A 26,980-nucleotide genomic window follows, 5' to 3' on the forward strand; every position below is an offset into this window, starting at 1 on the left:
ATTCCAAAGTCAGTTCTAAAAAAGAGTGCACACCATGAAACTAAATAGCTGGGTAAAAAGTGCGGCATTTGCTGTGTTATTCGCTGGTTTGTCCCAAATGGCTTCGGCAATGGATTTACAGGCGGAAAGTTCGCAATTGAATTTTGTTACCGTGAAGAACGATCGCATTGCCGAGGCAATGAGTTTCCGTACACTGTGGGGCAGCTTTGATGAGAAGTCCGGCGAGGCTGAAATTCATATTGATCTCGCTAGCGTAGACAGCGGCATTGAAATCCGCGATTCGCGCATGAAGGAATTCCTGTTTGAGACGGCCAAGTTCAAGGAAGCGGTTTACACCGCCAAGGTTGATGTTGCGCTGCTGAAAAAAATGAAAAATGGCCAGCAAAATACCTTAACGCTAGATGGAACGCTGGATTTGCACGGCGAGACGGCGCAAGTGAGCTTTGAGGTTGTGGTAACCCGGCTGAGAGATGGCAGCTTGCAAGTGGCTACATTAAAGCCGGGTTTTGTCTCGGCGATGAATTTCGCCCTAGAGACTGGCATCGGCATTCTTAAAGATATTGCCAAGCTAGGCTGTATTGATTTGGTGGTGCCGGTAACGTTTAACGTTACGTTTAAATAAGTATTCGTAAAAGCTAAGCCAAAGGCCCGCATTCGCGGGCTTTTTAATGCCTAAAATTTTGTTATTAGTCTCGTCTAAGTTTGTCGGAGATCGCAATCGGGCTGGGGTAATTCAGCACTACGATGTAAGACGAGACAATAAAGGTCAGGATGGCGGTAGCCTGTATCAAATGCGATGCTGCCTGCCCAATCAGCATCATTTCCGCCGACACATAGGCAATCAGCAGTGAGAACTCGCTGATTTGCCCCATTCTAAAGCCCAAATCCCACGCCAGATTTTTACTTTCAGACATGCCGTGAATCAGGTAGCGGAAAATAACGGGTTTCAGAGCCAGTAATAGCGCGGCCAAGACCAAGGCGGGGATGTAAATTTCGCCCAGTAAACCCAGATTGAAGCGGGCGCCAAGCGAGAAGAAAAACAGAATCAAAAAGAAATCCCGCAGCGGCTTTAGGCTAATGGCAATGTATTGGGAGATTGGGCTGGTGGCCAGACTAATGCCCGCGATAAACGCGCCCATTTCCAGTGATAAGCCGCTGATTTTTGCCAGCTCGGCAATGCCCATACACCAGCCAATGGCGACCAGAAAGATATATTCATGAAAGCGGTCAAAGCGCTGCAGCAATGGCAGTAGGATAAATTTCACGCCGGCGAAGGCGGCGGCCACAATTAAGGGTAGAGAGAGGCCGGTTTTAAACAGGCTGCTGGCGGAGAATTGACCCTCACTCATGCTGAATAACACCAGCAAAACCACAATGGCGATCATGTCTTGAATTAGCAACAAGCCCACCATTAGCTCGCCGGTGTGTTTGTGGTGGAGAACGGTGGTGGGCAGTAGTTTGATGCCGATAATGGTGCTGGAAAACATCATGGCGGCGCCAACAATAGCCGCTTCGGTTTGGGTGAAACCGAAATTAATCGCCACCAGATAGCCAATTGCCAAAAAGGCTAAGGAACTGAGCAGAGCGACAAAGGTGGCTTGTTTCAGGGTGGCGATCAGGGATTTGGGCTGCATATCCAGCCCCAGCAGAAATAGCAGGAAAATAATGCCGAATTCAGCGATTTCAGCCAAAAGATTGGTATCCGTTACCCAGCCACTACCGTAGGGGCCAATCAGCGCTCCTAGCGCGATATAGGCAATTAACAGCGGCTGCCGGGTGACCAGTGCGATGGACGCCAGTAGCGCCGCACCGGAAAAAATCAGAAAAAAGGATGTGGTTAATTCGTGCTCCATATTCCAGCCTTAACAATTAGAAGCGGTACGCTAGTGCCAGTTTAACCAGCGGCAGCCATTCATAATCACTCAGTTCGTTTTTAACTTCCTCTTCTTCTTGCGCGATTTGCTCGCGGCATTCCGCGGTTTGATCACAACTGCCGGTTGATCTGATCGACACATTGGCTTCGCCCACGTAAGCCACACCAAGATCAATGCCCCAATTAAAGCCTCGCTCTACGTTCTTACTCCAGCCAATGCCGAGGTAGGGTGCAACGGGGGCGAAATCAATGGCGGTATGAATTTCGCCCAATACGGTAGGTGAAAAACGAGAGTAGCCGAATTCGCATGTGGCCGCGCCGGGAAAGGGAGAGCTGGCATCGCAGCGGGTAATAATATTGGCTTCACTACTGTTCAGAATCAGGCCGCCACTCACTTTGAAATATTTGCCACTGGGGTGCCAGTCAGCAAAGACATAGAAGTTCTTTAGGCTGATATCGCTGTTATAGCTGAGTTCATCGCCCTCAACGCCGTTATTGTTTTCGCCTTGGAAATCGATTTTTAGATCACCGTGGAGATTGCCCGCTCGCCACTGCCAAAAATCCGAAGGATTCCAACCCAGTTCCAAGCCACCGCCAAAGGTAGAAAGTTGTACGCCGAGATTAACGCCGGCGAAGCTGGTTGGGCTGATAAGAAGCAGGAGGATTAAAAAATGACGCATAAAAAACCTTGGTGTACGAGTTTGCAGTTAGTTGCTCTCACCCCAATGGGTGGTATCTGAGCTCTTGTGGCTTGGCTAGGATAAGCCTAAACAATAATAGGAAAACTTTTATGCTACTTAAAGACAAGGTGGTACTGGTTTCGGGTATTGGTCCCGGACTTGGGCAAGAGTTGGCACTAGAGGCCGCCAGACAGGGCGCCAAAGTGGTGATGTGCGCACGCACAGTTAGTAAATTAGACGATGCGGAGCGACTCATTCGCGCAGAAGGTTTGCAAAACCCCGTATTAAAAGTGCCTACGGATATTGCCAATCAGTCGCAATGCAAAGCCCTAGTTGAGCAAACTATCGCTGAGTTTGGTCGCCTTGATGTGCTGATCAATAGCGCTTACAACCCCGGTGATTTTGCGCCTATTGAACACGCGCAGCTAGATGGCTGGCGCACGGCGATGGATGTGAATTTCTTCGGCACTATGGGGCTGACGCTGGAAGTGATTCCGCATATGAAAGCGCAAGGCGGCGGTGCCATTGTGATGATCAACACGATGGTGACTCGCAAGCCGATGCCGACCCAAGCGGGTTACGGCGCCTCAAAAGCGGCCTTGGCCAGCGCGACTGCGCATCTGGCTTTAGAGCTTGGGCCTTACAATATTCGCGTAAATTCAGCGTATATGGGCTGGATGTGGGGGCCTTCAGTAGAAGGTTATTTCCAGATCATGGCTGACAATGGCGGGCCATCGGTTGAAGAACAAAAAGCGGCGGTGGCGGGAAATATTCCGCTGCGGGTGATCCCTGATGATGCCGACTGCGCCAAGGCGGCGATTTTCCTTGGCTCAGATTATTCGCGGGCGATGACCGGAGCGGCGTTGGATGTTAATGGGGGGGATTATATTCCCCATTAGCGGGTGATTAATCATTCACTACTGCGCTCACACTATCAGCTACCGGCGGTGCTCGGATTGCTCATTTATTAACATATACCAACAGTAGGCGCTTTAGGCGAACTCCGCATCCTGTGCTCCGGCGGCAGCTAATATTGCGTCGCTCGTAACGTGAATGAATAATCACCGGTTTATTACGATAAGAGCTTTTTAAGAATCCCTTCATACATCTCGCTGAGAGTATCGAGGTCGGCGGCGCTAATGCGTTCGTCGACCTTGTGAATGGTGGCATTCACTGGGCCGAGTTCAACCACTTGCGCGCCGGTGGGGGCAATAAAACGCCCGTCAGACGTGCCGCCCGCAGTTGAAAGCACCGTGGCTGTGCCGGTGACTTCTTTGATGGCTTGTTGGGCGGCTTCAACCAATGGGCCTTCGGCGGTCAGGAACGGCTGGCCGCTCAAATTCCACTTAATTTCATAATCCAAACCGTGCTTGTCGAGAATGGCTACCGTGCGAGTTTTTAAATCTTCAGCGGTCAGCTCGGTTGAAAAGCGAAAGTTAAATACCACATCCAGCGCGCCGGGAATCACATTGGTCGCGCCGGTGCCGCCGTTGATGTTAGAAATTTGAAATGAGGTGGCGGGGAAGAAATCGTTGCCGTCGTCCCATTTTTCAGCGGCTAATTCGGCCAGCGCGGGTGCCGCCAAATGAATCGGGTTTTTGGCTAGGTGAGGGTAGGCTACATGGCCCTGAACGCCTTTTACGGTTAACTCTGCGCCCAGTGATCCGCGGCGGCCGTTTTTAATAACATCACCTACGGTATTGGTTGACGAGGGTTCACCAACCACACACCAGGTAATTTTTTCATTTTGCTGTTCCAGCCATTCCACCACTTTTACCGTGCCATTCACGGCGGGGCCTTCTTCATCGCTGGTAATTAAATAAGCAATGCGGCCGTCGTGATTGGGGTGAGCCGCAACAAAACGCTCACAAGCAGTGACCATAGCGGCGAGGCTACCTTTCATATCCGCAGCACCGCGCCCGCACAACATGCCGTCGACAATTTGTGGCTCAAAAGGCGCGAGTTGCCAGTTTGCTTCTGGCCCGGTGGGTACCACGTCGGTATGGCCGGCAAAGCACAGAATTGGGCCGGCATCGCCGCGCACGGCCCAAAAGTTTTCCACTTCACCAAATTGCAAACGCACACATTGAAAGCCAATCGCGGCAAGGCGTTCCATCATCAGCGCCTGGCAGCCATCATCATCGGGAGTGACCGAGCGGCGGGCAATGAGTTGGCAGGCTAACTCAAGGGTGGCAGAGGGCAGATTAGGAGAAGTATCGCTCATGAAATTCGGGCTTATGTTCGTTAAATTTCGCGCATTCTAGCAGCCTGCCGGGAACGGCGCACATTTGCCAGTGGCTTGAGTGGAAATGTCATAGGGCGCGTTACAGGGGCGGCGTAGTATCGCTTGTAAAATGACCCAATTAATACCCACAAAATAATTATCAGGAGTGGAGCATGGCTTTCGATCTGGACTTAAACGCGGGCGCTGCGGCCTTTGATTTTGCTGATCAGGATATTCCCTCACGGCTGCGCTACTGGGCCCAGACCAAACCCGATCATCCTTTCATGATTTGGGAGCCGCGCAGTGGTGAAGAACAGCGCTGGAGTTATCAAACCTTTGATGAAGAAACCACCAAGATTGCGGCGGGCCTGCAGTCCAAGGGTGTAAAAAAACACGACAAGGTGATGATTCACGCCGAAAACTGCCCAGAAATGGTATTGGCCTGGTATGCCTGTGCCAAGGTTGGTGCGGTGGGCGTTACCACCAATACTCGTTGTGTGGGTGGCGAGATTGAATATTTTGCCGCGCACACCGAGGCGGTGGGTGTGATCACCCAGCCCAAGTTTGCGGAAGAAATTAAGAACAACGCCAAGAACGTGGGCTGGATTGTGGTGACTCCAGATAATTCTGGAGAAGTTGCCGAAGAAGCCCACAGCTTTCCGTTATTTGAAACCCTGTACGCCGAGGCGGCGAGTTTCCAATCTCGCCCGGCAGAACCATTGCTGCCGGCGGGTATCATGTTTACCTCCGGGACAACCTCGCTGCCCAAAGCGGTGGTGCATACCCACGCCAATGCACTGTGGTCTGGCAAAATGGGCTCGGCAAGTATGTCGATGGATACCGACAGTGTGTATCTGGGCTTCTTGCCGTTTTTCCATGTTAACTGTCAGAGCTGGGCATTTTGGGGCGCGCTGGGTGTGGGCGGTACGGCGGTATTACAACCCAAGTTTTCCGCCAGCCGGTTTTGGGAGGTTATCGCCAAGCATCAGGTGACCCACTGTTCAATGATCCCCTTTGTGTTCAAAGCCATTGCCATGGAAGCGGTGCCAGAGCAGCACAGCTTGAAAATTATGCCAATGGGCATTATCTGGAAAGAGATTGCCGGTTGGCTGAAGGCGGAACCCTTCGCCAGTTGGGGTATGACTGAAACCGTAACTCACGCCACCCGCTCAGACTTTACCCAAGAGTGGCCGCAGGGCTCTATTGGTAAACCAACTCCCGGTTATCACCTTGCGGTGGTGAATCCGGAAACCGGAGAAATGTGTAAGCAAGGCGAGATTGGTGAATTGTGGGTACACGGTATTCCCGGCGTAAATATTTTCCTCGAGTACTACAAAAATCCTGAGGCGATGGACAAGTCGTTTACGCCCAATGGCTGGTTTAAAACCGGTGATATGGTGCATGTGGGCGAGGGCGGTCATTTCTATTTCACTGACCGCGATAAGGATGCCCTCAAGGTTGGCGGCGAAAATGTCTCTGCCCGACAGGTGGAAGAGGTGTGTATGCAGGTGCCGGGCGGTGGCATTGGCGAAGTGGCGATTGTGGCGAAATCCCACGATATGCTGGATATGGTGCCGGTCGCTTTTGTGATTAAAGGCTGGGGTGCGCCGGAAGATGAAGCCGCTTTTGCACAGGCGATTATCGACCACTGCAAGGCAAATCTGGCGGATTTCAAAGTGCCTCGCGCCGTGTATTTTGTCGACGATTTGCCCCGCGCCACGCTGGAAAAAGTCGCCAAAAACAAACTTCGCGAAATGGCGGATGCAATGCCCGCCATAGCTTAGTCTTTTTAGTGTTTGTGGTGGCGGTACGTTTTCGCTGCCACAAACGCTATGGCACATAATTACCTTTATGTGCGCCCTCTTAAAAACTCTCCGACACTGTGTTTATTAGCCCGTTTATTAGCGGCCTAAGAGCAGCTTAGTGTAGTATTGGCCCGCTCTGTTATTTCACACGCCACACTCAGCTTTGCTAGGTCAAAGCGGAGCTTGGCGTTATTGTTTGAGATTAATAATAACGATGTGTCGCCCCCCCTTTTTTTCCTTTGCTGCGTTTTGCTTATCGCTGCTGTTTGCGCTGGCGGTTCAAGCTGAAACTGAGCTGACAGAACGCAAAGTGTTGCCCAGTCATACCGAACAGGGTTTAGCGATAGAAGAGGTGCGCGTTACCGTTTCCAAGCGCAGCGAATCACTACAGGACGTGCTGGGCAGTGTCTCCGCAGTCTCTGGCGATACCATTGCCAGTAATAATATTCAGGACTTTCGCAGCCTTGCAGATTTGATTCCGGGCATGGTGGTGCAGCGCCAAGAACCGGGCGGCGATGAAGTGTCGATTCGCGGGATTGCCCGCAGCCGGGATGGGCCATCACCGGTCGCCTTTCATATCAACGATATGTTTTTGGCGATGCGTGGCGAGCCCTATTACGACCTGTCTGCCATTGAAGTTTTACGCGGCCCCTCTGGCACAGCATTTGGTCGCAATGCCACCGCCGGTGCCATCAATGTCAAATGGCGCAAGCCAGAAGCCGAGTTCGGCGCAGGTGGTGACCTGCGTTATTCCAGCCTAGAAGATAAGCAGATCCGCGCCTTCGCCAATATTCCTCTATTGGGCGAGGGAAACTCGGGCTTATTGGCCCGATTCGCCGTAATGGCGCGCAAGATGGATGGTAGCTTAAATAATCTGGACGCGCCGCCGGAAGAGGATCCGGGCAATGTCGATGAGCATTTTCTGCGTGCGTATTTCACCAGCGAGCCGGTCGACAATCTCAATCTTGGCCTGCGCATTATTCGCTACGAAAACAATCCCCATGGAAATGATTTGGTATTAACGCCGTCCTTGGCTACCCGCCGCAGTGGCACGCTCGAAGAGCTGGGCGCCAAACCCTTGCCAGACGATCTGCTGCAAGTGCGCGCCAGTGCTGCTCAGTATTTGGGGGAGTCTTACGACCATTTCACGCGTATTGATGGCGATCTGACCTGGTCGTTTAACGCGGTGCCGTTGTTAGGGGATTTTGATGCGGTGTTCTTGGCGGGCGAGCAGCGCCGTAAAGTGCATACCGTGTATGACCTCGACGGCACCGAACAGCCGATTCTTGACGGCCATAATTATATGGAGCCGGATATTCGCCGCAGCGCCGAGCTGCGTTTTGTCTCTAATAACGACAACGGTTTTGACTGGCTGCTGGGCGCGTTCTGGTTTCGCTATCTGGAGCAGCGGGATATGGAAATCTTCGTGCGGGAATTTATCTCGCCGGCCTCGGTTGTTTCACAGTTGCCCGCATTCCCCGAAACCATGGCCAATATCCGTGTGTTTATCGACGACCAGCGCACTATTGATGAAAGTCGGGCGCTGTTTGCCAATCTAAATATGAGTCTTGCCCAGTTGTTTGATGGGCCGAATATTGAACTGAGTTTGGGCTTGCGCCAAAACTGGGATGACTTTGATCAGAATGTAGGCGGCAATGATATTGAAGCCACGATTCCAGCTTTAGCGGTGGGGCCGGTAAGTTTGGTGAGTGAGCGCGATATTGAAAAATTCGCTGATTTTGTCGAAACCACTGGCGAGCTGGGCGCGCGTTGGTTTTACAGCGATGCCGGTATGCTCTATCTGAAATTTTCTCGCGGTTACAAGCCGGGGCTTGCCCAAAACGTGGTGGTCGACAATACCGTGATCCAGAATCCGGTTGATGCGGAATTGCTGGACGCTTGGGAAGCGGGTTGGAAAACCGCGTTTCTGCAAAATAGCCTGCAACTGAGTTTGGCGGCGTTTTTCTACGATTATCAAAATCTACAAGTTAGCCAGATCACTCCGGGCGGCGTGCTTACCGAAAATGCCGCTGAGGCGACCATTAATGGTCTTGAGCTTGAGTTGCAGTGGACGCCGATGGAAGCGCTATCAATTCGTTCGAGTTTTGCCTGGACCGACGCAACCTATGACGAATATTGTGGCACCGACCCCGCACGGGAAAACACCGGCGCCGAAGCGGGCTGTACCGCCGAAAATCCCTTTGATTTCAGCGGGGCGCAATTAACCGCAGCACCGGAATACTCGGCCACTTTGCTGGCCAATTACCGTTTTGATTTAGGTGAGCTTGGCAGCCTCACTCCGCAGCTTAAAGTCGCTTGGCGAGATGAAATGGATCGCCGGGGTTTGGGTAATCCAATCGATCGGGTGAAGGCGTTTAGCAATACCGATATTCGTTTGATCTGGCAAAGCCAGGACGCCCGCTGGAAGCTCGAAGGTTTTGTTGAAAATCTTGAAGATCACGATGATGTCTTCGGCTCGGCCTTTGCGCCCATTGTGCCCAGCCGCAAGCAAACCTACAGTATGACCGCCCAAGTGCCGCCACGGGTTTCCGGCCTTTTGCTAGAACTCCAGCTTTGATGGAACCGCATGATTAATGTAGCGAGTGCAGCAAGATTGGTTGGCGCCGGAGCACAGAAAGCGGAATTTATATGCGAATAAATGAGCATTTCGAGCACCGCCGACGATCGAGATTGCAAACGCAGTAATTAATCAGTGGTTCCACTCGTAGTTTGCGGTTGCGCCAGAGCTAGGCTAGAGTGCGCCGCGAGTTTTATTGTCAGGCCAAGTCATGTCCGTTCCTCAATCCACTTCTGCAGCTAATGCGGCGGCTCGCCGCCAAGAGTTGCGTACCCAGCTGCAGGTTGCGCTGCCGATTTTCGGCGGTCAGCTCGCGCAGTCGGCGAACGGATTTGTCGATACGGTCATGGCGGGGCAGGTGTCGGCCTTAGATTTGGCGGCGGTGGCGGTGGGTGCCAGCATTTGGGTGCCGATTTTCCTGTTTATGACCGGCCTCTTAATGAGTGCGACCTCGGTGTTGTCGCGTAATCTTGGCGCAGGTGCCAAGGAGCGCATCAGTCCCATCATGCATCAGGTTTTATACCTGTGTGCGGTAACGGGCTTGGTGGCATTTGTCCTGCTCAGAAGTACCGAGCCGCTATTGGTATGGATGGATGTCGATGCTGCCATGCAGCCGATGGTGCGCGATTACCTTAAAGGCCTGAGTTGGGGTATGCCCGCCATTGCTATTGTCTTGGGCCTGCGCAGCTATTCAGAATCCATGAGTCACACCCGGCCGGTACTTTGGATCAGTGTGATTGGTCTGCTGGCAAATATCCCTATTAACTACACGCTGATTTACGGCAAGCTCGGTTTTCCTGCGCTGGGCGGCGTTGGCTGTGGCTGGGCCACGGCGGCAGTAATGTGGTTGATGTGCATATTAATGCTGCTTTATGTGTTGTTCGATAAAGCCTATGCCAATCAGCGTTTGCGTTTTTGGCCTTTAGAATTTGAGTGGCCCACTCTGCGTTATCTTTTTACGCTGGGACTGCCAGTGGGGATGGTGATTTTTTTCGAGGTGAGTATTTTCTCGGTGATCGCCTTGCTGATTTCTCAATCTGGTGCCGAGGTGGTGGCGGGGCATCAGTTGTCGCTCAATTTCACTTCGCTCATTTTTATGCTGCCGCTCAGTTTTGCCTTGGCCGCTACGGCGAGAATTGCCAATGCCCGCGGCCGTGAAGATATCGACGGATTGCGTATCTCTATCCGTGTCGCTTTCCAGATTACCCTGTGTATCGGTGTGTCTGCGGCAATCTTGCTGGTCGTTTTCCGCCACGGCATCCCCCATATTTATACCGATAACCCCGAGGTTATCGCGCTGGCCAGTTACCTTTTGTTATTTGCTGCCCTGTATCAAATTTCTGATGCTATTCAGGTGACCGCCAACGGTTGTTTGCGCGGCTTTGAAGATACAAAGGTGCCGATGTTGATGGGCTTGATTGCCTATTGGGGCATTGGTTTTCCGATAGGGTATTGTTTGGCCGTCACCGATCTTTTGGTGCCAGCGATGGGGCCCAGCGGCTTCTGGTTGGGTTTGTTTGCCGGACTCACCAGTGCGGCAATTCTATTAGGCTTACGACTGCGCTGGCGCTTGCAGCATTTACCATTTTCTTCTTAATTTGCCACAAGTTTCCGTGCCTAAAGGGAATTGGTTTAGTTTGTTATGCCTAGCCAGCGCTGAAAGCCTGGAAATTGAGTGACAACGGCGCGTTCAAAGATCAGTAACACAATGACAGAAATTCCCACTAAGGGTAAAAACAGCGCCAGAAAAATCAGTGTGACGAGTAGCGGTTTTGGAAAAACGGCAACCGTGAATTCTTCGCCTTCTGAGCCCTGAAACGCTGCGGGCGCGCCCAGCCGACCGTCTGGTTTTCGAGTGCGCCACATTATAAAGCCGCTGATTGAGATAAGAATCAGGCCCAGCGCAGTAAGTACTCCAATCAGCTGGTTTAGCCAACCGAAGAGCTGCCCCTCATGCGCGGCAACGCCAATACCGATAATTCTGTCTAACAATGGTTTTTGCTCGAACTGCCGAATTGAGAGCAGTGTGGCGTTTTGTGCATCCACAACGGCGTCTGCCCGTTTTGGGCGGTTTTGCGTCTGGGAGCTAATCTTCCAGTTGCCCTCTGCATTGGCTGAAATCTCTACCGGTGACGTAAAGTTTAGTCGCTGAGCTTGGTTCAGAATGGCTTGGTGGAGTACCGGGCTGGGCATCGGTGCTGAGCCGTGGTGAATATGCTCGCCACTGGCCTGTGCAAGCTGGCGCTCTGCGCTGCGGCCACTGCTCCAATCTTGAGTGAGACTAGGTTTGTGCCATTGCCGAACTTCTTTGAAGGCGGTGCCCCAAACCAGTGTCCAGGGTAGGGCGCTGATCAGGAAGAACAGAGTGACCGCCGCGATCCAGATGCCCGTTACCGCATGGATGTCTCGCCAGAAAATTCGGCCGCCTGCTCGCCAGCGGGGATACAGTATGCCCGCTAGACCACGACGATTTCTCGGCCACCATAAGTACAGGCCGGTGACCAATAATATAATTGCCCAGCAGCCTGCCAGCTCAACCAATACCGAGCCAATATTTCCTGCCAGCAGTTCACCGTGGAAGGTTCTGACCTGACGAATAAACTGACTTTCAAAGGGTAGGCTTTTTAAAACGGCCAAATTATAGGGATTGAGGTAAACCCGCCATTGCTCACCCTGAACAATAAGATTGATGACGACGGCTTGAGCTTCGTGATCCGGTAACTGATAGCTGACGAGTTTACTGCCGGGCAGGCTGGCTATGGCGGCATCAATTTGCGCCTGTGGAGTGTGGCGGTTCTCGGTGATTTCTAAATGCTGAAAAGGTCGCTCCACCCACTGATCTATCTGCGGTTTAAACAGATAGATCAAGCCCGAGACGGAAAGCGTAAGCACAAAAGGCAGGCAAAAAAACCCAGCGTAGAAGTGCCAGCGCCAAATGCGGCGATACAGCGCTGCTGCTGCGCTGTTAGCTTTACTGCTAGTTGTACTACTAGTTGTACTGCTTGGTTTATTCTGCGCAGGCGTTATCACGGCTCAGGATTCCAATATTATAAATCGTAGGAAATATTCAGATACAGACTGCGTCCCGGCCAAGGGTGGGCAACGTAGGCAATTTCATCGGTAAGATTGTCAATGCCGACAGAAACGTGGGTGTTGTCATTAATCAGATAGCCACTTTTCAAGCCAAACCGTAAATAGCCATCTTGCGCCGAAAACACATTGTCTTCTCGGTCGGTATTATCCAAACGGCCGAAACTGTCGCTGGCATATTGCACCGTACCGCCAATATCCCAAGCGGGATTTAGCCGATAGGTCGCCATTAGGTTAGCGCGCCACTCCGGCATGCGGGTAAAGGTATTGCCTTCCAGAGAGGTGTCTGCGGCATTTTCCACAATTTCTGAATCAATGTAAGTGGCGTTAAAACGGATATCCAGTTTTGGCAGCACATCCATGATGTTAGCAATCAATTCGATACCCTGAATTTCCACTTCATCAACGGGAACAAAGGTGCGTACAGAGCTGCCGCCGGGAAGTACAGTTGCTTGCGATTCGATGACGTCTTTGATGGTTTCGGCAAACAGGTTGACGCGGAGATAACCCCCGCTGATATCGCGCTGAATCATAATATTGTGATGCAGGCCGTCTTCCGGCTTTAGATCAGGGTTCGACTGGCTAATGGCGTTGTAAGCCTGATACTGGCTGAAGAGTTCCTCAATGATTGGGAAGCGGTAGGCCTTGGCCAGTGAGTAGCGCAGTGTCCATGGATTGTCTGGGGTAAAGCCCACAGAGAACTTGGGCGAGAACTGGCTCTCCTTGTTGCCGGGCACGGCAAGCTCGTCGAGCTGGGGTGTCGCAGGGTCGTCACTGGTAAAGTAGCCATTCTGGCTTTCAAATTCCTCATAACGCCCGCCAATGGAGGCGTTCCAGTGACTATTAATATCCCAATTAAGTTGCACAAAGGCGGCGTTAATTTGGGTTTCGCCACCGCTGGCGCTGGTCTTTGCTGTTTTACTGCCCGCTGCGTAATTGTCTGAATCGTACACGGCGGTATTAAGGCGGTATTGCTCATGGCGCAGGCCGGCAATAATGTCTAAACCTTCGCCGAGAATATCGCTGGCAATCAGTTTGATTTCAGCGGTTTTCCAGCCGGTGTCATCGTAATCCAGTACTTCTCCACTGCCATTAAAACTGGGATTGTTAGGGTTGGTGGCTGAGCTGCGAGTCTCGTCTTCGAGAATATCAAATTGGCTGAGGTTGGCTTCAAGTCGTAGTTGCTCAGTGAGCTCGCCCTTGATTCGCAGTCCAATCGACAGGCTTTCACGGTCTTGTTCGCTGACATTGAGCCGACTGGAGGGGACAGAAAATTCTTGGCCGTTCTGACTGAAATTGCCGCTCCAAACGGTATTGCCACTGGCATCACGAAGATAGCTGTTTGGTGAGTCGGCCACGGAGTTGCGATCTTCAAAGGCTAGGTTTAACAGGGCGGACCAGTTTGCCCAGTCGTAGCCCAACTTGAATTTTACATTGTCAGTGGTGGAGTCGATGATGCCAGTGTCACCAAAAAACAGGCGGCTATTACCGCGCTCATCATTACTCCGAATTGCGCCGCTCACTGGCGTACCGCCGCCACTGCTGCCACCGCCGTAATAGAAGGATTGTGGCTGGGACTCATTTTCCAGATGGTTATAGGAAATGTAGTAGCTCAGATCGCCGACTTTATCGCCATAGGAGGCAAAGGTTTTGAAACCGCTTACCGAGTCATCAAAGCCGTAGGCATCAAAATCCTGCACAAAATAGCTGGCATCAAGATGAAGCTCTTGTTCTTGGGGAATGGCGGTTTCAATTAACACCACGCCGCCCATCGCATTGCCGCTGTATTCGGCTGAAAATGGGCCGTAGATCACTTCTACTTGGGCGATTTCACTCGCGGAAACCATAGTCCAGCGCGGCGCGCCATTCCAGCGTGATTGCAAGAAGTAATGCAGCGGTACGCCATCGGCAAACACCATAGAGCGCGAGGTTTGAAACATATTTGAGCCGCGCATACCCAGCGTGCCGTTAGAATCGCCAATAAAACGACGGCGGATGATTAAGCTGGGCTCGTATTTGACGAGATCCTCAGTGGTAGCAATGTTGACGCTAGTTAGATCTTCAGGCGTCAATACGCTGGTAGGGTTGGTATAGTTGGCGGCACGGCTGTCTTTTTTTTCGGCCCAGACTTGTACGTGTTCAAGTCGATCTTTGTGTTCTGCATGGGCGGCATTTAATGCAAAAATAGCCGTTGTTAGCAGGATAGATTTTTTATAATTCATGAATAACTCGCACAAGCCCTTTTAATAACGGGCGCGAGTTTATTGCAATTGAGAATCGGTGCAATGCGACATATTGTCGCGGTGGCCAGAATGTTTTTAGTCATACCTCGGCTTGGCGTAACATTTGTTCAACGTTATATTTACCCCCTCTATGATTGAAGTGATTCAACGCATGATCCCCTCTGTTTTTCAAACCCTGCGCCCCGGTGTGCACCGGCTGATTGCTCCCAATCCCGGCATCATGACTGGCCCCGGCACTAATACCTATTTGCTGGGTGAAAAGCGTTTTACGGTGATCGATCCCGGCCCAGCCATCGACGCTCATTTGGATGCCATCGCAAAGGCCTTGCAAGAACAAGGTGCAAGTCTAGAGCGAGTGGTGGTCACTCATACTCACCCGGATCATTCGCCGGCGGCGAGCCATCTTGCGGAGCGTTTTGAGGTGCCTTTGGTGGGTCGGGTAATTGCTGATGACGGCCATCAGGACACGGCGTTTGATCCTGATCACCACCTTGAACACGATGATGTATTCGCTCTGGATGATGGCAGTGCACTTCGCGCGATTCACACTCCCGGCCATGTCGATAATCATTTTTGTTTTTTACATGATGCCAGCGGCACGGTGTTTACCGGCGATCATATTATGCAGGGTTCTACCGTGGTGATTATTCCGCCGGCGGGGGATATGGCTGACTATATGGCCTCGCTAAGAAAACTGCTGGATTATCCGGTTAAGGCTTTGGCGCCCGGTCACGGCAGCGTAATTGAAACACCTGTTGAGGAAATTCAGGGGCTGATCAAACACCGGCAGGGTCGCGAAGATAAAATTGTTGGGGTGCTGAAGCAGCTAGCGGGTAATCTCGATGATTTGGTGGTGCACGCCTATAACGATGTTGATCCTGCCATCCATGAAATTGCCAAGCTGTCGCTCTGGGCGCATTTGCTCAAATTGCAAAAAGAGGGGCGGGCGCAGGAAAGTGGCGGTCACTGGGTTCTGATTTAAGTTTTTAACCGAATTTGAGGCGCGAGCCATACCGTGTTTTTTCTGGCTGAAACGGCCCATTTCCTGTACCCTGCGCGCCTGATTGACTGAACGAATCCCCCGGCTTTTGGGCGGGTTCGCCCCTTGCAGGACCATCTCCTTCCATGAATTTTGAATCCCTCGGACTTTCCCGTCCTATTCTCGATGCTATTGCCGACAGCGGCTACACCACGCCATCGCCTATTCAAGCCAAGGCGATTCCGCCCGTGCTGGAAGGCCGCGATGTGATGGCGGCGGCGCAAACCGGCACCGGTAAAACCGCAGGTTTTACCTTGCCCTTGCTGGAGCGTTTGAGCGGTGGTCGCCGTGCCTCACCGAATAAAGCGCGGGCGCTGGTGCTCACGCCGACACGGGAATTGGCGGCGCAGGTTGGCGAGAGTGTTCGCCAATACGGTCAACATTTGCCACTGCGTTCGAATGTGGTTTTTGGTGGGGTCAAAATCAATCCGCAGATGATGGCGCTGCGCAAAGGTGTTGATATTCTGGTGGCGACACCGGGCCGCCTACTCGACCTCTACAATCAAAATGCGGTGCGCTTTGATGAATTAGAAGTGCTGATTCTGGATGAAGCGGACCGCATGCTGGATATGGGCTTTATCAACGATATTCGCAAAATTATTCGGCTGCTGCCCGAGCAGCGCCAAACCCTAATGTTCTCGGCGACATTCTCCGACGACATCCGCAAATTGGCCCGCGATCTGGTTAAAAACCCGGTAGAAGTCTCGGTAACACCACCTAATAGCACCGCCGAAAAAATCAAACAGTGGATTGTGCCGGTGGATAAAAAGCGCAAACCCGCGCTATTAATTAAACTGATTGCCGAGAACAACTGGCAGCAAGTGCTGGTGTTTTCCCGCACTAAACACGGCGCCAATAAACTCAGCCGACAGCTTGAAGACGCCGGTATTACTTCCGCTCCGATTCATGGCAATAAAAGTCAGGGCGCCAGAACCAAAGCGCTGGCGGAATTCAAAGCCGGAGAAATTCGCGCCTTGGTCGCCACTGATATAGCTGCGCGGGGTTTGGATATTAGCCAGCTTCCCCACGTGGTGAATGTGGATTTGCCCAATGTGGCAGAGGACTATGTTCACCGTATTGGCCGCACCGCCCGTGCGGGTGCCAGCGGTGAGGCCGTGTCATTGGTGAGCGCCGATGAGTTCGATCAACTACAAGCCATTGAACGGCTGATTCGTCAGGTACTGCCACGGGAAGAAATGGAGGGCTTTGAGCCAGACCACAACCTGCCTGAATCGCGGATGCCGTTGCGGCCCTTAAAACCCCGGCGTCCGAAAAAGCCCAAGCCTCGCCCCGAGGGTGGACAGGCTTCCGGCGAAGCCCAAGCGCGTCAGGGGCAGCGCCGCAATTCAAATGCCAAATCCAACTCAAATGCAAAATCTGGTGCTAACGCCAAGCCTGCTGCTAACGCTAGGCCCGGTGCTAATGGCAGAGGTAATTCCGGGGGGAATTCCAAAGGCAATAGCCGCACAGCAAGCGGGGCAAATAACGCCCAAGGCAAGCCCGCCAATCAGGGTAATCAAGCCAAGCGGCAGGATGGTGGCAACCGCAAACCTACTGAAAACCGCAACTCATCCGAAAACCGCTCGGCTTCTGGTAATGCTCGCCCCCAAAATTCTGCTGGAGCAAGAAATCAGCGCAGCGGGCAGGGCGCACGCAAGCGGCGGCCAAGCCCTAACGGGAATCGTTAAAGCCTGTTCTCCAGTTTGTAGTTATATGTACCCAATTGATTACATGGATTGCAATCTGGGGCTTAAAGGAAGCCTAACGCAATGACAGCTTTAGCTGTTCAATGCCTTTACTTGTTAGCCATTTTATCCTGCAAACTGCCAGATACATATTTATGCAGAATACTAGATACAAGTGTTTGATAAGGTATCCCCTCTTTCACAGCCCGTCTTTGCAAGGCAACAAGATCACGACCAGAAATACGAATATTTATACGCTTGTCTTTTTTTAAAGTCTCTTCCGCTGCGGCTTGCAATGCCTTTTTTCGAGTAGGCGTCATTACAGACTTGAACTCACCCGCTTCAAAGGCATCTAGTATTTCCTGTTCTTCTTTATCAAGTTTGAACTTACCCATTATTTACCTCCCAAATACATTTTCGTAGCTTTACGACTTGGAATGATGGTTTTGAGAAAAATCTCTTCACGATTTTCTGCGTAAGGAACCAAATATACGTACCCATCTATATTCATTACAAACATACGTTGATTTGGATATTTTTTCTGGTTTGGGTGCTCGACAATATCAAGAAATTCACCTTGCTGAATATAGACGACGACATCCTCAAATGAGATGCCCCGTTCCTCGGCAAGCTGCTGATTTTTTTCGAGATTCCAATTTATAGATTTCATGGACTGCTAGTCTAGCAAGAATGTGTGCCTAATGGCATCGTGGCCGAATAGGTAGGGCTAACGCCCTGCTAAGGGGCAACCGAAACGTAGTGTAGGTTGTCCCGCAGAGGCCACGCTTTTGTGGCCGAAGTGTACTTGAGCAACTTGTTATGTCGTTTGTAATGCCGTTTTGCGTAGAAATACGCTGAACGGATTACGCAATCTGCTTGTTGTCCTTTGCGGGGCTTTCTACACTCGTCACACAATAATGAAATGAGTGTGCCCCATGTCTTCCACTTTGCAGCCGGATTTTCCGGTGCCCCTCACTGTGCCTCAGCTTATTGGCTGGGCGGCGCAGCAATTCGGCGATAAAACAGCAATACGAGAACAGGGGCGCGAGCTCAGCTACCGTGAACTAAATGATTTACGACGCCGTGCCGCCCGCGCGTTTATGGCGCAAGGCGTGGTGAAAGGAGACCGGGTCGCGATTTGGGCGCCGAACTGCCACGAGTGGATTGTGGCGGCGATTGGCCTGCAATCGTTAGGTGCGGTTTTAGTCCCGCTCAATACCCGTTTAGGCAAATCAGAAGCGGCGGATATTTTACAGCGGGCTGGGGTGTCGGTATTGCTTACCGTGCCTGCGCTGGAAAATTGCCAGCCTCTACAGGCGTTTGCAAATGATGTACTGCCCGATTGTCGCCTCACAATTTTACTGCAAAGTGAAGGCGAGAATGCGCTGAGTTGGTCAGACTTTTTAGCCAGTTCTAGCGGTGCGGATAATGCGCAATACATCGCCATTGAGCGCGCAGTAAGCCCAACTGACACGGCTGATATGTTATTCACCTCGGGTACCACGGGTAAAGCCAAAGGGGTGTTGTGCAGCCACGAGCAAAATATTCGCGTTTTTAAAACATGGGGCGATACCGTCGGTCTGCGCGCCGATGATAACTATCTTATTGTTAATCCGTTCTTCCACTCCTTTGGCTACAAAGCCGGCTGGTTAGCCGCGATTATTTTCGGTGCCACTATTTTGCCAATGGCACGCTTTGATCGAGAGCTGATTTTACAAACCATTCAAGCTGAAAAAGTCAGTATGTTGCCGGGTGCACCTTCGCTTTACGAGATGATTTTGGCTACGCCAAATCGGGCGGATTACGATCTTTCCAGTTTGCGTTTGGGCGTGACCGGGGCCGCTTCGGTGCCGGTGCAATTAGTGCGCGATATGCGCGATGTGCTGGGTTTTGAAACCGTGGTCACCGCCTATGGGCTGACTGAATCTACGGGTGTGGTCAGCATTTGTCGGCCCGATGATGATGCGCAAACCATTGCTACTACCTCGGGAAAAGCCATTCCCGGCGTGGAGTTGATCTGTGTTGATCCGGCGACTTTGGCGCCCGTTTCAGCGGGTGTCGAGGGTGAAGTCTGGGTGCGCGGCTACAACGTGATGCAGGGTTATTTCGATATGCCCGAGGCGACCGCTGAAACCATTACCCAAGACGGATGGCTGCGCACGGGAGATATTGGCGTGCTCGATGAGCGCGGCTATCTGCGTATTACGGATCGCCTAAAAGATATGTACATCATGAATGGCGAGAACGTTTACCCGGCGGAGGTGGAAAAGTGTCTCTATGGCTTGGCGGGCGTGGCGCAAGTTGCGGTGATTGGTGTGCCCAAACAACCCCAGGGTGAGGTGGGTATGGCGTTTGTGGTGGCCAAACCAGATAGCGCACTCAGTACCGAAGACGTAAAACAATTTTTCGCCAACAATCTGGCGCGTTATAAACAGCCTTTCTATATCGAATTTGTCGAATCACTCCCGCTGAATGCTTCCGGAAAAGTCTTGAAAACCGAATTGAAGTCCCGCGCATTAAAGGGGCTTAAGGCATGAATGCGGATACGGGCGCTCTCGATGAAATGGATTTTAGGATCATCGAATACCTACGCCGTGATGGCCGTATGTCGTTTAAAGCCTTGGCGGACGCATTAACGACCAGCGAGGTAACGGTGCGTGCTCGGGTGCGGCGTTTGGAAGAAACCAATAGCCTGCGCGTGGTGGCAGTAACGGATTATGAAGCGATGGGTTACAGCACCATGTTGGCGGTGGGCGTGCAGGTAGAAGACCGCCCAGCCGAGGATGTGGCTAGAGATTTAGCGCAGTTTCCTGAAGTGTTTTCCATCTGTCAGGTGGTTGGTCATCTGGATATTGAGACCTTGGCCGTAGCACAGGATCAAGAGGGGATTTCGCGCCTGTTGACTCGACTGGCGGCGGTGCCGGGAGTGCGGCGACTGGAACCCTCGGTGGCGCTAGATGTACTGAAAAACCAATCCAATTGGGTGCCCTTCGACAAAAATAATAAGACGACGGGGGTGCTTGAGGCGTGCTGAAAAAATCCCTTGATGACTTGGATCGAAACATAGTTTCCGCGCTGGCCGACGATGCCCGTATCAGCAACCGAAAAATTGCCGGGGATTTGGGTATTACCGAAGGCACGGTGCGTTCTCGTATAAAACGTATGGAGCAAGAGGGCCAACTGCATCTCACGGCGGTCACCAATATCGATCGTCTGCGCAGCCCAACCTTGGCTTATATCTGGATCGAAGTGGAGCGCAGTGCCCAGTGCGATGCGCTGGCGGAACAACTGGCGCAGGTGCCGGAAATTGGCTTTGTCGGAAAAATGCTGGGGCGATTTGATTTGCTGGCAATCACCTTGGTGCAAGACAACGCCGAGCTGGCAAGCTTTCTTCGCCGCGAAGTGACCGGCCTGCCGGGGGTGCGCAGAACGGAGTGTTCACTGGGTGTCGACTTCGTGAAGCACGACTATCGAATGGGGCGCATAGTCAAAGTTGATGATGGTGATAACTAATTAATTGCGTATTAATACGCCCACAAAAATACGAATCGTCCGAAATTATGAACACCTTGCGCCGCGCTCAAAATTATCAATGAGCAGGTGTAATCAATCTGGGGGCAATGTGAATAAAGAACTGCAACTTCAGCAACTGGTAGGTCAGTTGCGCGATGGCATGACCATTGGTATCGGAGGCTGGGGGCCACGCCGCAAACCCATGGCACTGGTGCGTGAAATTCTCAAGTCTGATTTAAAAGATCTGACTATCGTTTCCTACGGTGGTGCGGATGTGGGTATGTTGTGCGCAGCGGGCAAAGTTAAAAAACTGGTGTTTGCGTTTGTGTCGCTGGACTTTATTCCGCTGGAGCCGTACTTCCGTGAGGCGCGCCAGAACGGTGAGCTTGAGGTAATGGAAATCGACGAAGGCATGATGCTGCTCGGCTTACGCGCGGCCGCATGGGGCTGTCCATTTATTCCTACCAAAATTGGCTTGGGCACTGATGTGATTCGCAATAACCCCGACCTTAAGGTGATTGACTCTCCCTACGACGAAAAAGAATGGGTCGCCATGCCTGCGCTAAAACTGGATGTGGCACTGATCCATGCCGATCGTGCCGATCGCCGTGGCGTTTGCCAAATTAAAGGGCCTGATTTGTATATGGACGATTGGATGGCCCGCGCGGCGGACACCACCATTGTTAGCTGTGAAGAATTGGTCGATAGCGAAACCTTCACCGATGAAAATGAGGCGCGCTTTGTATTTTGGGAGCGCACCCAAACTCAGGCGGTAATCGAAGTTCCCGGTGGGGCGCATCCCAGCTCCTGCACGCCGCTATACGGTTTCGATATTCCCCACTTCCAAGCCTACAACGCCTCAGCTAAAGAGGGCGGATTCGCGGCGTATTTTGAAAATTATATTCAGGGAAAAACCGAGCAGGAATATCAGGCCGCCGTGGGCGGGCTCGATGCCATTCGCGCACTGCCGCTGCCTGTTTATTAATCGGTTTAGGAGACGTATTGATGATGGCAACAGAATACAGCCTGGCCGAATTAATGATTTGTGCCAATGCCAGTGCTTATGACAACGATGGCGAAGTGCTCGTTACCGGAATTGGGGTATTACCGCGTATCGCCGCCAGTCTGGCGATGCTTAGCAGCAACCCCGATATTTTGATGACCGATTCCGAGTCGTGGTTATTGTCCGAGCCCAATCCGGTGGGCAATCGCCCTGCGGATTTCAAACAGAAAAATGAAACGTGGATGGGCTTTAGCCGCATTTTCGACAATGTGTGGAGTGGCAAGCGTCACCTCACTGGCGGCCCAACTCAGATCGACCGCTTTGCACAGGCGAATATTTCCGCTTTAGGTAGCGACTATAAAAAACCGAAAGTGCAAATGTTGGGCGTGCGCGGATTTCCCGGAAATTCCATCTGTCACGCCAATAGCTATCTGGTGCCTGCACACAGCTCTCGAGTGTTTGTGGAAGGCGAATGTGATGTGGTTTGCACCATTGGTTACAACCCGGAGCGCCTTCCTAAAGGTTATGACTTTGATGAGATTGATGTGCGTCAGGTCTATACCAATCTGGGGGTATTTGACTTCCGCGGCCCCAATCGGCAAATGCAGATTGTCAGCTTACACCCCGGTGTCACCGTAGAAGAAGTGCAGGAAAACACCGGTTTTCCGGTACATATTCCAGAGAATATTCCAACGACGGCGGCACCCACCGAGGCGCAACTGGAATTGATTCACCGTATTGATCCGCAGAATCTGCGTGCCAAACAACTTAAAGATAATCCTCCGGGAGTGCGTAGCTAATGCTGCAAACTCGCATTACCGATCTGCTTGGCTGTCGCTATCCCATTGTACAAACAGCAATGGGCTGGGTGGCCGACCCGCATTTAGTTGCGGCCACAGGCAATGCTGGCGGTTTTGGTTTTCTCGCCGGAGCAACGATTCCGCCGGAGCAAATGGAAGCCGATATTCTGAAAGTAAAGTCGCTGACCGACGCCAATTTCGGCGTCAACTTTCATATGTATCAGCCCAATGCTGAAGCCATAGTTGATCTGGTTATCAAGCACAACATCAAAGCCGTGAGTTATTCGCGTTCGCCCGGCAAAGCCATGATCGCGAAATTAAAAAATAATGGTGTGGTGTGTATGCCCACCGTGGGTTTGCCAAAACACGCAATTAAAGCGGTGGAACTCGGTGCGGATGCCGTAACTGTTCAAGGGGGTGAGGGCGGCGGCCATACCGGCGCGGTGCCCACGACCTTGTTATTGCCGCAAGTTGTCGATGCCGTTGGCGAGCAAGTGCCGGTACTTGGTGCAGGCGGTTTTAAAGATGGTCGCGGCTTGGTCGCGGCAATGGCGTTTGGTGCCGATGGCATTGCCATGGGTACGCGCTTTCTTCTGACCAAGGAAAGCCCCGTCCCCGAGGCCACCAAACAGCGTTATCTGAGCTGTAATAACCCCGGCGATATTGTGCGCTCCAGCGCCTTAGACGGCTTGCCGCAACGGATGATTTTGAATCCGTTTTTAAGTGAATTAGAACGCGCCGGCGCCCTAAAAAAATTACTGATTGCCCTGCGAAATGGTTTGGCATTTCGCAAATTCACCGGCGCTAGCATTTTTAGTTTGCTGCGCTCGGCATTGGCCATGACCAAGGAGGGCGAACTTACCGCCGCCCAAGCCATTATGTCTGCCAATGCGCCAATGATTATTCAAAAAGCGATGGTTGAGGGGCAGCCAGATCTCGGCGTTCTGCCCTCCGGGCAAGTTGCCGGGGTGATAGATCGCTTGTTGAGCTGTGAAGAACTGATCGCGATGATCGTTAGCGAAGCCGAGTCCGCACTCAATCGTCTTGCCCAAACTTCAAAACAATAAACCAGATTGGAAATACTCATGAGCCAGCCTTTTACCACCTCTATTTCCGAAACCGGCATTGCCGAAGTGATTTTTAATCAGCCACCTGTTAATGCGTTTAATAGCGCCGGCTGGTTAAGTATTGCCGCTGAACTCAATGCGCTGAGTGATAACGATCAGGTCAAGGCGATTATTATCGCCGCCGAAGGTCGTGGCTTTTGCGCAGGGGTAGATATCAAAGAACTGGCGGCGAATCCCGCCATGATTACTCGGGTAAACAAGGGTAATTACGACACCTTTAAAGCCATTCATCGCAATCGCAAACCGGTGATCGTGGCCGTACACGGCTTTGTACTTGGCGGCGGTATTGGTATTTCCGGTGCGGCGGATATTGTGGTGGCTTCCGAGTGCGCCACGTTTGCGGTGCCGGAAGTCGATCGCGGCGCAATGGGTGGCGGGGCGCATTTGCAGCGTTTATTCCCAGTGCAAAAAGTTCGCTATATGTATTTCACCGGTGAGGCGATTGATGCGCAAGAAGCCTATCGGCTCGGTTCTATTGAGCGGGTCGTGCCGCGCGAGCAATTGCTCGATACCGCCAGAGAGATTGCCGAAAAAGTTGCGGCCAAATCACCGCGCATGATCGAGCTGGCAAAGGAAGCGCTGAACGGTATTGAAGATGGCAATTTAGAAGATAAATATCGTTGGGAGCAGGGTTTCACGCAAGAGGCGTACGCAGATCCGGATTCGCAAGAAGCGAAGCAGGCTTTTGTCGAAAAACGCGATGCAAAATTCTGAAGAAACGGTTATTTGTCTTCGTAGCGGCGTTAAAAAAGTGCTCGGTCAGTTGCGTATTAACTATACGCGCCATCCCTGTGCGCTTTTTTGCCTAGCCACAAAGAAAAATTCCTCGTTTCTAATAATTATTTTCTCTAATCCTCTGATGGTTGTGCAGCGTTAAGAGAATTATCTGGAATAACAATGAAGCTTGAATACACAGAACAGCAAAACGCCTTTCGAGAAGAAGTGCGCGCATGGCTAAAAGCCAATGTGCCGGCTGAACCTTTGAAATCATTCGATACCGAAGAAGGTTTCCAGCAGCACAGAGAGTGGGAAGCCAAGCTCTACGAAGGTCGCTGGGGCATGATTACTTGGCCTGAAGAGATGGGCGGTCGCGGTGCCGATTTGCTGCAATGGTTAATTTTCGAAGAAGAATATTACGCCGCAGGTGCGCCATTGCGAGTTAACCAGAACGGGATTTTTCTGCTCGGCCCAACCTTGATGGAATACGGCACGGAACAGCAAAAAAAGCGTTTTCTCAACGGCATGGCAACGGGCAAAGATATTTGGTGTCAGGGCTGGTCTGAGCCCAATGCCGGCTCCGATATGGCGGCGATTCGTTCGCGGGCCGATCTCAGCGAAGACGGCAGCCACTACATTATCAATGGCCAGAAAACATGGTCGACCAGAGCGGTTTGGGCGGACTGGTGTTTTGGCATGTTTCGCACTGACCCGGAATCTGAACGCCACCACGGACTGACTTTTATTCTGGTGCCACTGGATAGCGAAGGTATTACCGTGCGGCCAATTCCGCAGTTGGATGGGCTGCCCGGATTTGCGGAAATCTTTTTCGACAATGTCAAAGTGCCGGTCGATTGTCGGCTTGGCGGTGAAGGAGACGGCTGGAGTGTCGCTATGGCAACGGCAGGGTTTGAGCGTGGCCTGATGTTGCGCTCACCGGCACGTTTTCAGGAAACCGCCCGGCGTTTGGTCGAGCTGTATAAAGCGAATCAGCAATCTGCCGATGAAGACTCCAATATTCGCGATGAAGTTATGCGCGCCTATATGGATGCCGAGGCTTACTGCTTAACCACTTATCAAACCGCTTGCCGATTAATGCAAGGCGGCAAGATCGGTGCAGAGGCATCGACCAATAAAATTTTCTGGTCTGAATTGGATCAGCGTATGCACGCCACGGGTTTAAAAATTCTTGCCACGCGCGGCGAATTAGAGCCGGAGTCGCCCGATGCGGGTGAGGTGGGTAAGTGGCTAGATGGCTGGTTGTTTTCGCAGTCGGGGTCGATTTATGCAGGCACCAATGAGATACAGCGGAATATCATAGCTGAGCGTCTTTTAGGTATGCCTAGGAAGTGAAGGAATGATCTTTTCTGTCCGTGGCGGCGTTAAAACAGTGCTCGGTTGCTCACGTATTAACCATACGCTCCCACCCTGTGCGCTGTTTTGCCTAGCCACGAATTGAAAATATTCATTCCCTAAATTAGTGATTAATGAACATTAAGCGCGAATAAATCGAGAAAGAAAAAGTTTTATGGATTTTACATTTAGCGAAGATCAACTGCTGTTTCAGGAATCCGTGCGTGACTTTCTGGTGAACGAAGTTACGCCAGAAAAAATCCGTGAGCTCTGGCAAACCGAGAGCGGCCGCAGCGATGCACTTTGGGCGCAATTGGCGGAGCTGGGGCTGACCGGAATGACCGTGCCGGAACAGTATGGCGGCTTGGGGATGAACGAGCTGGATTTTGTATTGCTTGCTCAGGAAGCAGGCTATGTCGCCTTGTCAGAACCCTTGGTCAACAGTGTGTTGGTGGCTGCGCCATTATTGATTGAGGCCGGTAATACTCAGCTTGCGGATGAGTGGCTAGCCAAGATGGCTTCCGGTGAGGCCCGAGTTATTGTTGGTTTGGAAATTAACAAACTCGTGGAAGATGCCCACTGTGCGGATTTACTGCTGCTGGAAAAGGCGGGCGCGGTTTATGCGGTGAATCCCGCCGAGGCGAGTCTGCGCGAAAATAAGTCTGTTGATCCGGGCCGCAAATTATTTGCCGTGGAGTTTGAAGCATCGACAGCGGTATTGCTGGCTGATGGCGAGCAAGCGCAGAAATTAATAACGCGCGCCCTAAATCGCGGTGCTTTAGGTGTTGCTGCACAAGCTCTTGGCTTGGCCCAGCGGATGATCGATCTCTCCGTGCAATACACCAGTGAACGCAAGCAATTTGGTGTGGCGATTGGCAGCTTTCAAGCGGTTAAACACCATATGGCCAATATTGCTTTCCGTTTGGAATACGCCAAAACCCCGGTGTATCGCGCAGCTTATGCGTTAGCTAATGACTTAAAAACAAGTTCTGAGAATGTCAGTCACGCCAAATTGGTCGCCTGCGAAGTGGCGGATTTAGCCGCCAAAAACAGTATTCAGGTGCACGGTGCCATGGGTTACACCTGGGAAGTTGATCTGCATATTTTTATGAAACGCGCCTGGGCGTTTAACAGTAATTACGGCACCGCAGGTTTTCATAAGCAGCGGGTGGCGACAGCGATTTTTAACGACGGCGCACAACTAGGTGCAGGAAAAACTTTTTAAGTATTGGCAGAGGCCAATTCTAAAA

The 26,980-nt window shown here is 51.8% G+C and carries 23 protein-coding genes; 16 read left to right on the forward strand and 7 right to left on the reverse strand.

Annotated elements, in window-relative coordinates; all coding sequences use genetic code 11:
• Positions 1 to 34: 34 nt before the first annotated feature.
• Positions 35 to 622, forward strand: coding sequence for a YceI family protein (locus tag IB286_RS04790; RefSeq protein WP_190763042.1), 588 nt, complete (start codon positions 35 to 37; stop codon positions 620 to 622).
• A gap of 64 nt (positions 623 to 686) precedes the next feature.
• Here the strand turns inward: IB286_RS04790 and IB286_RS04795 are convergent, their stop codons facing one another.
• Together IB286_RS04795 and IB286_RS04800 are read right to left on the reverse strand one after the other, a co-directional pair.
• Positions 687 to 1,853: a cation:proton antiporter domain-containing protein gene (locus tag IB286_RS04795; RefSeq protein WP_190763044.1), complete on the reverse strand. Its 1,167-nt coding sequence runs from the start codon at positions 1,851 to 1,853 to the stop codon at positions 687 to 689.
• Between the two features lie 16 nt (positions 1,854 to 1,869).
• Entirely contained in the window at positions 1,870 to 2,553 is a 684-nt protein-coding gene (locus IB286_RS04800) for a hypothetical protein (protein ID WP_190763046.1), read from the reverse strand.
• Between the two features lie 110 nt (positions 2,554 to 2,663).
• On the opposite strand from IB286_RS04800, the gene IB286_RS04805 reads away from it, so the two are divergent.
• Complete coding sequence (locus tag IB286_RS04805) at positions 2,664 to 3,452, forward strand: SDR family oxidoreductase (protein WP_190763048.1); 789 nt, start codon at positions 2,664 to 2,666, stop codon at positions 3,450 to 3,452.
• 173 nt (positions 3,453 to 3,625) lie between these two features.
• Here IB286_RS04805 and dapE read toward each other — a convergent pair whose 3' ends face one another.
• Complete coding sequence (gene dapE / locus IB286_RS04810; RefSeq protein ID WP_190763050.1) at positions 3,626 to 4,777, reverse strand: succinyl-diaminopimelate desuccinylase; 1,152 nt, start codon at positions 4,775 to 4,777, stop codon at positions 3,626 to 3,628.
• Between the two features lie 173 nt (positions 4,778 to 4,950).
• Between dapE and IB286_RS04815 the strand changes: the two genes are divergently transcribed.
• From IB286_RS04815 to IB286_RS04825, 3 genes are all read left to right on the forward strand, one after another.
• Positions 4,951 to 6,561 (forward strand): class I adenylate-forming enzyme family protein, encoded by a 1,611-nt coding sequence (locus tag IB286_RS04815; RefSeq protein WP_190763052.1) that lies wholly within the window; start codon positions 4,951 to 4,953, stop codon positions 6,559 to 6,561.
• 235 nt (positions 6,562 to 6,796) lie between these two features.
• Entirely contained in the window at positions 6,797 to 9,160 is a 2,364-nt protein-coding gene (locus IB286_RS04820; RefSeq protein ID WP_190763054.1) for a TonB-dependent receptor, read from the forward strand.
• A 211-nt stretch (positions 9,161 to 9,371) separates the two neighbouring features.
• A complete protein-coding gene (locus IB286_RS04825; RefSeq protein WP_190763056.1) occupies positions 9,372 to 10,757 on the forward strand; it encodes an MATE family efflux transporter in 1,386 nt (461 codons plus the stop codon).
• Between the two features lie 35 nt (positions 10,758 to 10,792).
• On the opposite strand, the gene IB286_RS04830 is transcribed toward IB286_RS04825, so the two are convergent.
• Both IB286_RS04830 and IB286_RS04835 read right to left on the reverse strand, forming a co-directional pair.
• Entirely contained in the window at positions 10,793 to 12,190 is a 1,398-nt protein-coding gene (locus tag IB286_RS04830) for a PepSY-associated TM helix domain-containing protein (RefSeq protein WP_317889702.1), read from the reverse strand.
• A 17-nt stretch (positions 12,191 to 12,207) separates the two neighbouring features.
• On the reverse strand, positions 12,208 to 14,472 hold the full coding sequence (locus tag IB286_RS04835; RefSeq protein ID WP_190763058.1) for a TonB-dependent receptor: 2,265 nt from the start codon (positions 14,470 to 14,472) through the stop codon (positions 12,208 to 12,210).
• A gap of 124 nt (positions 14,473 to 14,596) precedes the next feature.
• Here IB286_RS04835 and IB286_RS04840 point away from each other — a divergent pair, with 124 nt between their 5' ends.
• Complete coding sequence (locus IB286_RS04840) at positions 14,597 to 15,475, forward strand: MBL fold metallo-hydrolase (protein WP_223826127.1); 879 nt, start codon at positions 14,597 to 14,599, stop codon at positions 15,473 to 15,475.
• 143 nt (positions 15,476 to 15,618) lie between these two features.
• The gene (locus tag IB286_RS04845; protein ID WP_190763060.1) at positions 15,619 to 17,220 is read left to right on the forward strand and encodes a DEAD/DEAH box helicase; all 1,602 of its coding nucleotides are present in this window, start codon (positions 15,619 to 15,621) and stop codon (positions 17,218 to 17,220) included.
• 107 nt (positions 17,221 to 17,327) lie between these two features.
• Here IB286_RS04845 and IB286_RS04850 read toward each other — a convergent pair whose 3' ends face one another.
• Both IB286_RS04850 and IB286_RS04855 read right to left on the reverse strand, forming a co-directional pair.
• A complete protein-coding gene (locus IB286_RS04850; RefSeq protein ID WP_190763062.1) occupies positions 17,328 to 17,612 on the reverse strand; it encodes a CopG family antitoxin in 285 nt (94 codons plus the stop codon).
• Positions 17,612 to 17,887 (reverse strand): BrnT family toxin, encoded by a 276-nt coding sequence (locus IB286_RS04855; RefSeq protein ID WP_190763064.1) that lies wholly within the window; start codon positions 17,885 to 17,887, stop codon positions 17,612 to 17,614. Before IB286_RS04855 ends, IB286_RS04850 begins: the two co-directional genes overlap by 1 nt.
• 265 nt (positions 17,888 to 18,152) lie before the next feature.
• Between IB286_RS04855 and IB286_RS04860 the strand changes: the two genes are divergently transcribed.
• The 9 genes from IB286_RS04860 to IB286_RS04900 all read left to right on the forward strand — a co-directional run bounded on the left by IB286_RS04860 (position 18,153) and on the right by IB286_RS04900 (position 26,955).
• A complete protein-coding gene (locus tag IB286_RS04860; RefSeq protein ID WP_190763066.1) occupies positions 18,153 to 19,754 on the forward strand; it encodes a FadD3 family acyl-CoA ligase in 1,602 nt (533 codons plus the stop codon).
• Positions 19,751 to 20,251, forward strand: coding sequence for an Lrp/AsnC family transcriptional regulator (locus IB286_RS04865; protein ID WP_190763068.1), 501 nt, complete (start codon positions 19,751 to 19,753; stop codon positions 20,249 to 20,251). The genes IB286_RS04860 and IB286_RS04865 overlap by 4 nt, the downstream gene beginning before the upstream one ends.
• Positions 20,245 to 20,730 (forward strand): Lrp/AsnC family transcriptional regulator, encoded by a 486-nt coding sequence (locus IB286_RS04870; RefSeq protein WP_190763070.1) that lies wholly within the window; start codon positions 20,245 to 20,247, stop codon positions 20,728 to 20,730. The genes IB286_RS04865 and IB286_RS04870 overlap by 7 nt, the downstream gene beginning before the upstream one ends.
• Positions 20,731 to 20,839: 109 nt before the next feature.
• On the forward strand, positions 20,840 to 21,715 hold the full coding sequence (locus IB286_RS04875; RefSeq protein ID WP_317889703.1) for a CoA transferase subunit A: 876 nt from the start codon (positions 20,840 to 20,842) through the stop codon (positions 21,713 to 21,715).
• Between the two features lie 20 nt (positions 21,716 to 21,735).
• Positions 21,736 to 22,533, forward strand: a complete 798-nt coding sequence (locus tag IB286_RS04880; protein ID WP_190763074.1) for a CoA-transferase subunit beta — start codon at positions 21,736 to 21,738, stop codon at positions 22,531 to 22,533.
• A complete protein-coding gene (locus IB286_RS04885; RefSeq protein WP_190763076.1) occupies positions 22,533 to 23,600 on the forward strand; it encodes an NAD(P)H-dependent flavin oxidoreductase in 1,068 nt (355 codons plus the stop codon). Before IB286_RS04880 ends, IB286_RS04885 begins: the two co-directional genes overlap by 1 nt.
• An 18-nt stretch (positions 23,601 to 23,618) precedes the next feature.
• On the forward strand, positions 23,619 to 24,374 hold the full coding sequence (locus IB286_RS04890; protein ID WP_190763078.1) for an enoyl-CoA hydratase family protein: 756 nt from the start codon (positions 23,619 to 23,621) through the stop codon (positions 24,372 to 24,374).
• Between the two features lie 183 nt (positions 24,375 to 24,557).
• Positions 24,558 to 25,730: an acyl-CoA dehydrogenase gene (locus IB286_RS04895; RefSeq protein ID WP_190763080.1), complete on the forward strand. Its 1,173-nt coding sequence runs from the start codon at positions 24,558 to 24,560 to the stop codon at positions 25,728 to 25,730.
• A 175-nt stretch (positions 25,731 to 25,905) separates the two neighbouring features.
• Positions 25,906 to 26,955: an acyl-CoA dehydrogenase family protein gene (locus IB286_RS04900; protein ID WP_190763082.1), complete on the forward strand. Its 1,050-nt coding sequence runs from the start codon at positions 25,906 to 25,908 to the stop codon at positions 26,953 to 26,955.
• Positions 26,956 to 26,980 lie beyond the last annotated feature (25 nt).

The organism is Spongiibacter pelagi, from assembly GCF_014705705.1.
In the GTDB taxonomy this organism is placed as follows: Bacteria; Pseudomonadota; Gammaproteobacteria; order Pseudomonadales; family Spongiibacteraceae; genus Spongiibacter; species Spongiibacter pelagi.

Excerpts from the sequence above, each read along its gene's own strand:
- IB286_RS04795 (WP_190763044.1), bottom strand. The coding sequence starts at position 1,853 with ATGGAGCACGAATTAACCACATCCTTTTTTCTGATTTTTTCCGGTGCG.
- IB286_RS04815 (WP_190763052.1), top strand. The coding sequence starts at position 4,951 with ATGGCTTTCGATCTGGACTTAAACGCGGGCGCTGCGGCCTTTGATTTT.
- dapE (WP_190763050.1), bottom strand. The coding sequence starts at position 4,777 with ATGAGCGATACTTCTCCTAATCTGCCCTCTGCCACCCTTGAGTTAGCC.
- IB286_RS04865 (WP_190763068.1), top strand. The coding sequence starts at position 19,751 with ATGAATGCGGATACGGGCGCTCTCGATGAAATGGATTTTAGGATCATC.
- IB286_RS04850 (WP_190763062.1), bottom strand. The coding sequence starts at position 17,612 with ATGGGTAAGTTCAAACTTGATAAAGAAGAACAGGAAATACTAGATGCC.
- IB286_RS04855 (WP_190763064.1), bottom strand. The coding sequence starts at position 17,887 with ATGAAATCTATAAATTGGAATCTCGAAAAAAATCAGCAGCTTGCCGAG.
- IB286_RS04895 (WP_190763080.1), top strand. The coding sequence starts at position 24,558 with ATGAAGCTTGAATACACAGAACAGCAAAACGCCTTTCGAGAAGAAGTG.
- IB286_RS04805 (WP_190763048.1), top strand. The coding sequence starts at position 2,664 with ATGCTACTTAAAGACAAGGTGGTACTGGTTTCGGGTATTGGTCCCGGA.
- IB286_RS04790 (WP_190763042.1), top strand. The coding sequence starts at position 35 with ATGAAACTAAATAGCTGGGTAAAAAGTGCGGCATTTGCTGTGTTATTC.
- IB286_RS04885 (WP_190763076.1), top strand. The coding sequence starts at position 22,533 with ATGCTGCAAACTCGCATTACCGATCTGCTTGGCTGTCGCTATCCCATT.
- IB286_RS04820 (WP_190763054.1), top strand. The coding sequence starts at position 6,797 with ATGTGTCGCCCCCCCTTTTTTTCCTTTGCTGCGTTTTGCTTATCGCTG.
- IB286_RS04835 (WP_190763058.1), bottom strand. The coding sequence starts at position 14,472 with ATGAATTATAAAAAATCTATCCTGCTAACAACGGCTATTTTTGCATTA.
- IB286_RS04900 (WP_190763082.1), top strand. The coding sequence starts at position 25,906 with ATGGATTTTACATTTAGCGAAGATCAACTGCTGTTTCAGGAATCCGTG.
- IB286_RS04825 (WP_190763056.1), top strand. The coding sequence starts at position 9,372 with ATGTCCGTTCCTCAATCCACTTCTGCAGCTAATGCGGCGGCTCGCCGC.
- IB286_RS04845 (WP_190763060.1), top strand. The coding sequence starts at position 15,619 with ATGAATTTTGAATCCCTCGGACTTTCCCGTCCTATTCTCGATGCTATT.
- IB286_RS04890 (WP_190763078.1), top strand. The coding sequence starts at position 23,619 with ATGAGCCAGCCTTTTACCACCTCTATTTCCGAAACCGGCATTGCCGAA.
- IB286_RS04860 (WP_190763066.1), top strand. The coding sequence starts at position 18,153 with ATGTCTTCCACTTTGCAGCCGGATTTTCCGGTGCCCCTCACTGTGCCT.
- IB286_RS04800 (WP_190763046.1), bottom strand. The coding sequence starts at position 2,553 with ATGCGTCATTTTTTAATCCTCCTGCTTCTTATCAGCCCAACCAGCTTC.
- IB286_RS04880 (WP_190763074.1), top strand. The coding sequence starts at position 21,736 with ATGATGGCAACAGAATACAGCCTGGCCGAATTAATGATTTGTGCCAAT.